We start from the raw sequence: 12338 nt of genomic DNA, 5'->3' as shown, positions 1-12338 counted from the left end.
AATTTTTGGGTTTGTTGGCTCAAATATTGTCGCGGGTGTGCGTAGCTGTGAGATTTTCGATATTTTTTGGATACGATCTTTACTTTGACGCACCCTACAAATAATTTGTTCCTCGCAATGATAAAAAACTTTAATCCAACGGTATTCACCTTCAGAGTCCAGAGAGAACACCGCTGCCGTCCAACTACACCTTCACATATTTTGATAATTATTATACGTAAATTCACGTATCTTGACAATTATTTAAACTCTCCTCTACGTATGTGGAAAACCCGCTATTTGCATTGCTGAAAAATTTATCGGAAATTTATCCGGATCGCAGTAATTGACGATGAAACACTTCATATCGTGACCGATAACTATAAAGAAAGCCAAACTCTCTGGTTTTCAGTCACTTTTAATCGTTAATTACTATCAAAACAGAAGCTATGCCTACTCCATTGAATGGTTCTTTGGGTCAACCCACTAATTTCACCAGCGTCAATGACCTAATTACAAAATGGCCGACTGCTGCCCAGAATCAAGGTATCAAACTGTCTGGGATAGCTTTTGATGGCGTGGAAACTGATTACCTTAATCCTCAAGCGATCGCCAATCTCACCTTACCAACTAATGAAAATCCTAAAAGCTGGTTGAGTTATGGCAGTAGCCCTGGTATTGGTGTCCCATCTTCCTATGATGGTTGGTTCACCGACACCACTAAAATTAGAGCGGAAATCAACTATAATCCCAACACAAATCAATCTCAGGCGCTGAAGCTGAAATGGGCAGATAACCAAAATATCACTAGCGCCACGATCGACCTTAGCACCTTGGGTCCCAAAACTAGCCCAGGAGTTGGCGATCAAGGTAATGAAGTTGGTTTGCTACAAATCTTTAATAATGGGACTCTGGTACCGGCCAGCAATTTTACGATCACTCGTCTCAACGCTCCGATCGCTCCAAAAGCGATTACTGCGGGTGCAGATGGAGTGACTTTCACTGGCGATCGCACCGATGGCAGTTTCCAATTCAAGATAGAAGCCAAGCCTCTCACCAACACTGCTTTTGACGAACTGCGGTTCTCCGCCAAACCCTACGATAGCCCCACCGCTGCCTACACCGCCACCTCTTTCAAAGACGATAGTTCCGACTACCTGGTGCGGAAGATTGACTATCAAGGCACGGCAAATCAGCCTAGCCTTCAGTTTAGTGCCCCAACCTTCAGCGTCAACGAAAACGGGACAGCGGTTGCAGCCGTAACCGTGACGCGCACGGGTGGTAGCGAGGGCGCAGTTTCAGCTACTGTGAACTTGACCAATGGAACTGCAACAGCGCCTGGTGATTACAACAATGCTGCCATCCCTGTCAATTTTGCCGCTGGGGACACAGCACCCAAGACTATTACCATTCCCATTGTCGATGACACCTTGGTGGAAGGTACCGAAACAGAGGTGGTGCAACGATTGGGACGCAAGGCACTGCCACTTTGAGCATCGTAGACAATGACACTGCCCCTGCGAGCACTCTGCAATTTAGTGCTCCTACCTTTAGTGTCAACGAAAATGGCACGGCCGTTGCAGCCGTAACCGTCACTCGTACTGGCAGCAGTACCGCCGCAGTCTCAGCTACTGTGAATTTGACTAATGGTACTGCTACAGCCCCTGCTGACTACAACAATGCTGGCATCCCTGTCAATTTTGCCGCTGGGGACACAGCACCCAAGACTATTAACGATTGGGACACAAGGTACTGCGACTTTGAGCATCGTAGACAATGACACTGCCCCTGCGAGCACTCTGCAATTTAGTGCTCCTACCTTCAGGGTTAGAGAAGATGGCGTACCGATCGCAGCCGTGACAGTCACTCGCACTGGTAGCAGTACCGCAGCAGTTTCAGCCAGCCTCAACTTGGCCAATGGTACTGCTACAGCCCCTGCTGACTACAACAATGCTCCCATCCTGGTCAATTTTGCCGCTGGCGATTCTGCACCCAAGACGATCAATATTCCGATCGTCAACGATACTTTGCTCGAAGCTACCGAAACAGTCAATTTAAGTTTGGTTAACCCGACAGGTGGTGCGACGATTGGAACGCAAGGTACCGCCCGTTTGGACATCGCAGACAATGACAGCAGCCTGCAATTTAGTGCTCCTGTCTTCAGCGCCAACGAAGATGGGACGGCCATTGCAGCAGTGACAGTCACTCGCACAGGTGTAGCCTCTGGTGCAGTCTCAGCCACTGTCAGCTTGGCCGATGGTACTGCTACAGCCCCTGGTGACTACGGCAATACTCCGATCCTGGTGAATTTTGCCGCTGGCGACTCCACATCCAAAGTCGTCAATATTCCGATCGTCAACGACACTTTGGTAGAGGGTACCGAAAATATCCGCTTAACTTTGGGTAGCCCGACAGGCAATGCCACAATCGGGACGCAAAGTACAGCCACTTTCAACATCATAGACAATGACACTGCCCCTGCGAACACTCTGCAATTTAGTGCTCCTACCTTTAGTGTCAACGAAGATGGGACAACAAGCGCAGCCGTGACAGTCACTCGCACTGGTAGCAATACCGCAGCAGTTTCAGCTACTGTGAACCTAGCCAATGGTAGTGCTACAGCCCCTGCTGATTACAACAATAGTCCCATCCTGGTCAATTTTGGTGCTGGCGATTCTGCACCCAAGACGATCAATATTCCGATCGTCAACGACACCTTGGTAGAGGGTACCGAAACAGTCAACTTAAGTTTGGTTAACCCGACAGGCGGTGCGACAATTGGAACGCAAGGTACCGCCAGTTTGAACATCCTAGACAATGACAGCAGCCTGCAATTCAGTGGCTCCAGCTTCAGTGTCAACGAAGATGGAACCCCCATCACAACCGTAACAGTAACTCGCACTGGCAGTAGTGCTGGTGCTGTGTCAGCCACCGTCAGCTTGGCCGATGGTACTGCGATCGCCCCTGGTGACTACGCCAATACTCCGATCGCTGTCAATTTTGCCGCCGGGGACAACACACCCAAAACGGTCAATATTCCGATCGTCAATGACACTCTGGTAGAAGGTAACGAAACTGTCCGTTTAACTTTGGGTAGCCCGACAGGCAATACCACCATTGGCACCCAAAGCACAGCCACTGTCAACATCGTAGACAATGACAGCAGCCTGCAATTTAGTTCCCCTACCTTTGGCGTCAACGAAGATGGAACGCCCGTTGCAGCCGTCACAGTCATTCGTAATGGCAGTAGTGCTGGTGCAGTCTCAGCCAACGTGAATTTGACCAACGGTACTGCGATCGCCCCTGATGATTACACCGGTACTCCGATTCCTGTCAATTTTGCCGATGGGGATTCTACACCCAAAACGGTCAATATTCCGATCGCCAACGACACCTTGCTAGAGCCTACCGAAACAGTCAATTTAAGTTTGGTTGGCCCGACAGGCAATGCCACTATTGGCAACCAAAGTACCGCCACTTTGAACATCTTAGACAATGACAGCACCCTACAATTTAGCGATCCTACCTTCAGGGTTAGAGAAGATGGCGTACCGATCGCAGCCGTGACAGTCACTCGCACTGGCAGTAATATTGGTGCAGTCTCAGCCAGCGTCAACTTGGCTGATGGTACTGCTACAACCCCTGCTGACTACACCGGTACTCCGATCCTTGTCAATTTTGCTGATGGGGACAACACACCCAAGACGATCGATATTCCGATCGTCAACGACCTTTTGGTGGAGGGTAACGAAACAATCAATTTAAGTTTGGTTAGCCCGACAGGCAATGCCACCATTGGCACCCAAGGTACCGCCATTTTGGACATCGCAGAGAATGACAGCAGCCTGCAATTTAGTTCCCCTACCTTTAGCACCAATGAAGATGGAACACCCGTTGCAGTCGTGACAGTTACTCGCACTGGTGTTAGTACCGGTGCAGTCTCAGCCACCGTCAGTTTGGCAGATGGAACTGCTACAGCCCCTGCTGACTACGCCAATACTCCGATCTTGGTCAATTTTGGCGCTGGGGACACCATACCCAAAACAGTCAGCATTCCCATTGTCAACGACACCTTGGTAGAGCCTACCGAAAATCTCACCTTAACTTTGGGCAGCCCGACAGGCAATGCCTCGATTGGCACCCAAAGTACCGCCACTTTCGACATCATTGACAATGACAGCACCCTGCAATTTAGCGCCCCTACCTTCAGGATCAGAGAAGATGGCGTACCGATCGCAGCCGTGACAGTCACTCGCACTGGTAGTAGTGTTGACGCAGTTTCAGCTACTGTGAACCTCACTAATAGAACTGCGATCGCCCCTGGTGACTACGCCAATACTCCGATCGCTGTCAATTTTGCCGCTGGGGATTCTACACCCAAGATCGTCAATCTTCCCATTGTCAACGACACTTTGGTGGAGCCAAACGAAACTATCAATTTAAGTTTGGTTAACCCGACAGGAAATGCGACGATTGGAGGGCAAAGCACCGCCATTACGACGATCGTAGACAATGACAGCACCCTGCAATTTAGTGCCCCTTTCTTCAGTGTCAACGAAGATGGAACGCCCGTTGCAGCAGTGACAGTCACTCGCACTGGCAGCGATCTCGGTGCAGTCTCAGCTTTTGTCAACTTGACCGATGGTACTGCTACAGCCCCTGCTGATTACAGCAATGGTTTGATCGCTGTCAATTTTGCCAATCGGGATTCAACACCCAAAACCATCACTATTCCCATTATCGATGACCTTTTCCCGGATGGCTTTTTCGTTCCGCTTGACGAAACTGTCAATTTAAGTTTGGTTAACCCGACAGGCGCCACGATTGGAACCCAAAGTAGCGCCGTTCTGACGATCGTCGATAATGACTCAGAATTTGGGAATAGAATGGCAAGTAGTCTCACTTTGACCAACGACGAGCTACTCGACGGTGGCCTGCGAAAGACTTCCAGCTTGTCTGGGGTTCCGGCGCAGGGAAGAGCAGATTTGGTGAACAAATCTATCGCCGACGAGCTACTGGGTGGCGGAATCGGAGCCTCTAATGTCGGGATTAATTCCAACTCAGTCTCCAACTTCGGTGTCGCCGATAGCTGGTTGAATTCACTCACAGACTCGAAGCTTAATCCTGGTTTCGTTGCGTTGAACAACCAATTTGCCTAAGTAGCTCTTTTGACCGAAGGACGAGCCCGCCCGGCCCCGGGCTACCGACACGGGGATAAGTCGGTGGCGGTTTCAACCGCCTTCAGTATTTGTGATACAATGGAACAGTAAGTAAGAATAACCATCTACGTGTTGAGACATCCTAGTTCTGAGAAATCCAGGCAACGGACATATCCGACTTCGATTCGGAACAGTTAAAGGGCAAATAATGGCAGGTTGTTGAGCGTACCGTATCTTTGGCATTAGTGATGGACTCCGAAAGCATAGAAAGCTAAAAGTATACGCAAAGCTTGGATTTATTTAAGCTGAGCGGGTAGGGGCGCTTTGATTTCGCCCTTGAAAGTTCGTATCTGGACTCTTCAAGAATCCCCGTCCCGGAGCGGGCTGGGGAGTATCAATAGCAATTTGCGTTAGTGGGTTTTAATCAAAAGAGGGCCCAAGCCCAATTATGTGCCTCTACGGTATGTAGTTGGGATGCGAGCTCTCTAGCTAACTCAACTACGTACCTTAAATGCCAAGAGCGCTAAAGCGCAACTACGTACCTTAAATGCCAAGAGCGCTAAAGCGCAACTACGTACCTTAAATGCCAGGAGCGCTGAAGCGCAACTACGTACCTTAAATGCCAGGAGCGCTGAAGCGCAACTACGTACCTCTACGGTATGTAGTTGGGATGCGAACCCTCTAGCTAAGGAATCACAATTAAATAACTTCCACTCTTGAAAGTGGGATGGGCGTCCCGCCCGTCCCGGAAAGACGGGCGGGACGCCCATCCCACAATAATAATTAAAATTGTAAGTTATTTAATTTGCGATCCTAACTCAACTACGTACCGTAGAGGCCAAGAGCGCTGAAGCGCAACTACGTACCTGTTTTTTAAAGAGCGCTGAAGCGCAACTACGTACCTTAAATGCCAGGAGCGCTGAAGCGCAACTACGTACCTCTGCACAACTGAGATGCTATCGAATGTAAAATTAGTTGAATTTACTATTAATAGCTTTGTTTTTTGACTTTGACTGCTGCGGTAATTGCCTCGATCGCACTTCGATCGCCCCATCGCTCACAGCACTCAAAGGCAACTCGAATTCATCAATATCATTGCGGTACTTCACCGCAATATCAGCACCATTAATAATCGCCCCCAACAGCCGCGGCCCCGATTTGTGCGAATCCTCATCATCAGATTCCAGCAACTGATCCGCAGCCTCAGACAACATACTCGCCAGAGTATAACCAGCCCGCGCCACCAAAATTATACCGTCCGTATAGGGTTCCAGCGTCAGCGCGTCGTTGCACTCGCTCAACGCCGGAGAATCCACTACCACAAAATCAAAGCGATTGCGAACATCCTCAAACAACCTCCGCATTTCGCTCGATTCCAGTACCGCCGAAGCCTGCCGCAAACTGCCCGGACTCGGCACGACATATAGGTTCTCTACCTCTGGAACCAACAAAACGCACTCGCTCATATTGCCGTAATAGTGCAAAGGTTCCACCGCCGCCAGAGGATCCGCAGCTATTTTCAAAGATTCCACATTAGAACCCGATCGCAAATCTGCTTCAATTAACAAAGTCCGTTTACCCGATCGAGCCGACGCAATTGCCAAATTGTAAGCACTAAAACTCTTTCCCTCCAAAGGCGCCGCCGAAGTCAGCAACACCACTTTCACAGGTTTTTCGCCAATTCGGCGTAAATTAGTCCGCAACCGCTCGTAAAACTCTAAATAAGGCGAATTGGGTTCCAAAGCTAGCGGCATCTCCTCCCCATAGGAATCAAACACAATCACTTCAGGCAAAACAGCCAGTATTGGCACCTCTTTTTCCACCAAAGCCGCCCGCACTTCTTCCCAACTGTAAAACTTCCCGTTGAGCATTCCCAACAAAAATATGAACCCGCCGCCCAGCAGCAATCCCACAAATCCGCCCACCGCCAGCATCACCGGCAAACCTTTCTTGTTTGGCGGAACGTCATCAATTTTGGGAGGCTGGGCGACTGTCAAACTCCCCGTTGTCTCAGCTCTCGCCGCCTCAGCATCTACCAAAGCCGCCTGCATCTTATCGTAGAGAGCTTTTTTCAGCGCCACTTGCTGGGCTAACCGCGCTTGTTCTAACTGCTTGTTGGGGATTTTCGCGTATTCCTGGCGCAATTGTCGTTCAGTGTTCTCTACTCCTTTGAGTTGTTCTTGCACCACATCCCGCTGCGTTTGTAAAGCAATCAAACTTTGAGCTAGCTGCTGTCTCGCCGGGTCTAAAGAAGAGTCTATCCGAATTCGATCGGCACTTCTGAGTGGAGCCGCCACCCCGTTCCCCCCGAGCACCTCCGATTGTCGCTGCTGTAACTGCTGCTCAAAAGCTTGTTTTTGTTTGAGCAATTCCACAATTTTCGGGTGTTCCTCCTGCAAGTCGCTACGCAGAATTTTGAGCTGAGATTCGATCGAAAACAGTTGCACTCGCAGTTGTGCAATAATTGGATCGGCAGACAGTGCTTGAGCCACGTAAGCTTGCTCTCCATTCAATCCCAAGCGTTCCTGCAAGCTTTTAATTTGAGCTACTATTGCTCCCAACTGCACCCGGAGTTGCCGCTGCTGCTGTTCGGTGGCGATAATCGCTTGCGGCAAAGTACCGCTCTGAACTGCTAAAATAGAAGTTTCTTCTCGTTTTTCGTAGGATTCAAGTTTTGCTTCCACCTCTCTGAGTTCCTGAGTTACTTTCGGCAAGCGTTGGTTAATTTTATCGATCGTTTTTCGGACGCTGAAATTATTAGAATTTTCGCTGTAAATCACCATTTCGTTCATCAACGCCTCTGCTCGCTTTTCTGCTTTTTGGCGATCGGCATTTTTGTACGATACTTGAATCAAAGCACTGGGGTCATTACTCTTGGTCGGCATCTTGATCTCCACGCCGTCTTTCAGCTTTTTAGTCAATATTTTTACTTTTTCGTTCAATTCTTCTGAATTTAGTTCTGCTGCTTGTTTATTTAATTTGTTTTCTGCTTTAATGAGTTTTTTGGCGGCTGCTTGGATGACCTGTTGATTGAGCAACTTATCTTTAGTTATTTCTTGTCCTTCCTGTTGAATCTTGGTAGTGGTTGATGAAAAAATCACGGTCGGCTTGCTGTAGGCCAGCGTACCTTTAGCAACGTAAACCGGCGCCTGATTTGGCTGCACGGCAACTACTCCGGACACGCCCACAGTCACCGCAAGAGTGGCTAGTCCCACCCACTTGTATTGGTCAAAAGCAATCAAATAACGTTTGACAACTGATAAAGTCATAACTATTTTAGATTTTAGATTTTAGATTTTAGATTGAAGAATTGCTAACTATAAATCCTAACTAAGTAGGTGATGGAAAAAAAACTATAGCCTTTTGAGCTCCCATCTGAGGTACCAGACGTGCATAATAGGGCATTGGCAAACAGGGCATTGGGAAAACAGGGCATTGGGCAAACAGGGCATACCTCATTTTTTTGAGAACCGCTGTAGTATCTTGTCTCGGCGGGTTTAGCTAACAGTCTTTGATAGAAGCGAGTTTACGAGTACAAAACCGCCTCTCCCTAAGCGTGTTTATGTGTAACAACCTACTGAATGACCAATGACCAATGACTGATTTTTGCGATCGGGGACAGCACTGCTGACTAATGACAACTGACAACTTACAACTGAGGGCTGGCACGGGGGTACAGCCCCTACCAACTAACAACCAACAACCAACAACTAACAACTAACAACAACTAACAACTAACCACTAACAACTAACCACTAACAACTAACCACTAACTACCTATTATTATTGTTGTTGGATGGCCCAAACAGATTGTTTACCCCATTTCTCAACTGCTCAAAAAACAGAATAAATCCCAAAGTATCCCGGAATGGTCGAGTAAAGGTATTGAGAACATAACCAATACGCTCTACCAGATTCCGACCAATCACAATCACATCATTATCTTCCAGCATCGGGTTCTGAGAAACATTGCCCTCCAAAGCAGCTTTTGCATCTATCTTGCGGTTGATTGCTCTACCTTGCTTTTGGTCGAACCGGATCAAGGCCATTTTCCGCAAATCAGCCAGATTCACAGGCAAGTTGTTGATAGCATCCAAAAACTTGCTGCCATTTTCTAGGTAAAACGAGGTCAAACTACCACTAGCGTAACTCAAAACTCGAACGTAGATCTTGGGCTTCATCAGCGTAGAACGCGCCACCAAAGCTTTGTCGTAGTCTAGGTTTTTGATACTAGCGTCCAATTCTGGGATGACAATCACATCTCCCGAGGCCAAAGGAAAATCAAACAAATCGTTAGCCTTTGCTAAGGGAGTGTAGAGGTCGAGGGGTTGCTCCACCGAGGAGCCATCCACCAGCGTCCGTCGCACTCGCACGGCTCGTAAATCGGCTTTTCCCGTGACTCCCCCCGCAATCGTCAAAGCGGCGGAAATTCGACCTGAACCCGCCGGAAGCGTGTAAAAACCAGGTTTGCTGACTTCTCCGGTGACTGTGATTTGAACGGGGACAGCGGCAGCGGCTAGGCTGTATCTGGATGCTAAATCTCGATCGGACTTGCGATCGGCTGTAACCTGTTTATACGGTACGACGATCGCATCTCCATCTTCCAAACGCAAATCCGGCGGAGCAATACCAGTTTGCAGCGGCGTCAAAATATCAACAACTTGCTCAGCCACAGCACCACCCGGCAAAGTCCGCCGCACCCGCACCGCCCGCAGTTCAGCCGTCGGAGTCGTCCCAGCAGCAGCAGCCAAAGCCGCCGGAAGCTGCGGAGTTTGCAGCGGATAAAAACCAGGCCTGGCCACTTCCCCCGTCACCGTCACCACTACCGGGCGCTGAACGAGCAAAGCAGCCGAGACTTGAGGATTTTTGATAAATTGAGTAAAGCGCTCGCGGAGGCGCTGCTGTGCTTCTTCGACGGTAAGGCCGCGCACATTTACTGTGCCGATTAGCGGCAGTACAATTACCCCTTCAGGGCTGATTGCACCCGTAAAATTTAGCTCTGGAAAGCGCTGAACTTGAACGGAAATCTGGTCTCCCGGGCCCAGGCGGTACGGCCGATTCCGAAAAGCTGGGTTAATTTCCCTGTTGAAATTAGTAGGTGGCGGTGGCGGTACGCGCAGTGGCTGTGGCGGCACAAGTCGCTCAGAACTAGGAACAACAGATTGGGCTAAAGCCGTTTCTGAAAAAACCTTGCCGTTAAAGCCCCACAATACAGCAGCGAAAGATAGAGTCCAAGCACTTGAATACAGGCCAGCCAAGGAAAAAGCGACGCGATTTCTAATTATGAATTTATCCGGCATTTTGAAATAATAAAAAAGGGTAATATTTTCAATGTTTCGCTGTTTTTTAAGTTTCATCTCCGCAATTCTCAACTATAAATATCTACTCTTGATACCAAATTCGTTTAACTTTTCCTCTTGATTCTTCTAGCCCGCGGAGGCGGTCTTTGTTTGTGTAGAAGCGATTTCAATCGCCCTCTTGATTAAACTCAGAAAATTTCTGCCATTAATTGAGTCTGAACACTTTGGCCCAGAGATTCCAGCAGCGGTTCAACTATCTTAATATCGCCCTGCGGTTGGATGGGAACTATGATACTGACAGCAACCCAAGAGGCGCGGCGGTTCGACAGCCTCGCAATGCTATCTTCCCAAAACCAGCGGCTGGTTGCTGGAGAACCCCCATTAGGCCAAGCGTACCACTGCACGACAGCAAAAGTTTGTTGAGAAGTCCAGCTTCGGAAAAACCTCGTCTCGATAGTAGGTGAGGGCTTGTCGGATGTTGGCGCTAATTTAACTGTAAACCTCAAAGTGCGATGAGAATCTGTTTGCCACCGGTGAAATCCATCAATATCTAGCCATTCTACTTGCGGCTGGTTTTTGGGGGAATTTTGAGGCATTAGCAATAAAATGGCAATTGTTTGATGATTTTTAATTTCTTCAACTAACCATCTGTGTCCGCCAATTTGAAGGTTATTCTGGATGCGGATCACCTCCCAGTCAGGAAGTGTCATCCCGTGTTGGCGCAAACTTTTTAACTGCTTGAGGTTTGTAACTGTTGGCGGATTTGTCCAAGGCCACCTTCCCGTCGCGTAGCCAGGAATTGCTACTCCCGCAACCAGTACCAGCAAAAACACCAGTACCACAATTTTAGATACTTGGTAGCGCCGCAGTAGTTTCCGTGCTGAAATCATTTGTTTCATTAATCGGCAGGCTGGCTTGGGAAATACTTTTCCATCCCGTTGATGAGAAGTACCAATAAGCCTAGTATACAAGCAGAATACAAGTCTCCGCCCCATCCGGCGTGCAACCAAGTAAAAAGTCTCTCTCTGTCGGTTCCGTGAAAGTAAGTCAGCAAAGTGTTGCGGAGAATGTTGGAAGTGATGCTAATGATAGATGTGGCCACTAAAAACAAAATGCTTCTTTTTTGGGAACTCCAAACTCCCGTCCAATCTATCAAAATTAAGCTGACATAAAGACTGGTAAACAGCATTTTTAAGCCTGCACAGTGAGGGGCGACTTCGACAATGCGATCGTTTACGTACAGATAAATTTCTTCGATTCTCACGTTCAGACCGACTTTAATTAAGATCCAGCCTGATACTTGAGCAATGAAGTGCTGTAACGGCAAGGCGTAGGGTTCTATGAGGTAAGGAATGTGATTTGGCGAGGCAAAAAATACGAACAAAAGCGGCATTGCTTGCAATTTTAAGCCGGAAAATCCTTTTAAAGACAAGCAAATACTGGCTAGCATTAGTGGTAGAGATAAATTCACCAAATCGCTTAAGCGACTCAGATAAAAAAGCGTTGCTATTAACAGCAAAAAGCTTCCCAAAGGATGTGGCGAGTCGCCTAAGCGCCGCCAGCAGTTTCGGTTTGTCCAAGCAATATAAGCGGCGTAGGGTAAACCAATTATTCCGTGGCTGAAATATTCGTGTTCGATGCTGATGTTTTTGTTGAACCAGCCGTCGTACCAGTGTACTAGCAGGGGGGCGTAAAGCAGCACTAGGAGTACCGTGATACCTTCCCCCATGAGGTATCGCTTGAGAACAATGCGAATTCGGCGCTGGATTTGCATGGTTTGAGAAGTTTTGACATGGCCGCGCTGGATTCGCAACGCGAAAGCGATTTTGAACGGTGAGTTAAAGATTTGTTAATTCCCAACTCCAACGCTTTGAGATTTCTACTCTATGGCTTGCAACAT

7 protein-coding genes are annotated in these 12338 nt (G+C 48.3%); 3 read left to right on the top strand and 4 right to left on the bottom strand.

Annotation, left to right across the window (positions count from 1 at the left end):
• Positions 1-428 precede the first annotated feature (428 nt).
• From JGK20_RS19675 to JGK20_RS19665, 3 genes are read left to right on the top strand one after another with little or no spacing between them, the layout of a single operon-like run.
• Positions 429-1472, top strand: coding sequence for a Calx-beta domain-containing protein (locus JGK20_RS19675; protein ID WP_293231839.1), 1044 nt, complete (start codon positions 429-431; stop codon positions 1470-1472).
• Positions 1469-1759: a Calx-beta domain-containing protein gene (locus JGK20_RS19670; protein ID WP_293231837.1), complete on the top strand. Its 291-nt coding sequence runs from the start codon at positions 1469-1471 to the stop codon at positions 1757-1759. Before JGK20_RS19675 ends, JGK20_RS19670 begins: the two co-directional genes overlap by 4 nt.
• On the top strand, positions 1740-5138 hold the full coding sequence (locus JGK20_RS19665; protein ID WP_293231835.1) for a Calx-beta domain-containing protein: 3399 nt from the start codon (positions 1740-1742) through the stop codon (positions 5136-5138). Before JGK20_RS19670 ends, JGK20_RS19665 begins: the two co-directional genes overlap by 20 nt.
• Before the next feature lie 971 nt (positions 5139-6109).
• Here JGK20_RS19665 and JGK20_RS19660 read toward each other — a convergent pair.
• The 4 genes from JGK20_RS19660 to crtB all read right to left on the bottom strand — a co-directional run bounded on the left by JGK20_RS19660 (position 6110) and on the right by crtB (position 12212).
• Positions 6110-8407, bottom strand: coding sequence for a tyrosine-protein kinase domain-containing protein (locus JGK20_RS19660; RefSeq protein ID WP_293216529.1), 2298 nt, complete (start codon positions 8405-8407; stop codon positions 6110-6112).
• Positions 8408-8911: 504 nt separating this feature from the next.
• Positions 8912-10495: a polysaccharide biosynthesis/export family protein gene (locus JGK20_RS19655; RefSeq protein WP_293174235.1), complete on the bottom strand. Its 1584-nt coding sequence runs from the start codon at positions 10493-10495 to the stop codon at positions 8912-8914.
• A 131-nt stretch (positions 10496-10626) separates the two neighbouring features.
• Entirely contained in the window at positions 10627-11337 is a 711-nt protein-coding gene (locus tag JGK20_RS19650; RefSeq protein ID WP_293174232.1) for a cyanoexosortase B system-associated protein, read from the bottom strand.
• On the bottom strand, positions 11337-12212 hold the full coding sequence (gene crtB, locus JGK20_RS19645) for a cyanoexosortase B (RefSeq protein WP_293174229.1): 876 nt from the start codon (positions 12210-12212) through the stop codon (positions 11337-11339). Before crtB ends, JGK20_RS19650 begins: the two co-directional genes overlap by 1 nt.
• Positions 12213-12338 lie beyond the last annotated feature (126 nt).

The organism is Microcoleus sp. PH2017_05_CCC_O_A (genome assembly GCF_020738785.1).
Taxonomy (GTDB): Bacteria; Cyanobacteriota; Cyanobacteriia; order Cyanobacteriales; family Microcoleaceae; genus Microcoleus.
Note: the sequence above shows the minus strand (reverse complement) of the source record. Positions and strands in the feature narration are given on the sequence as shown.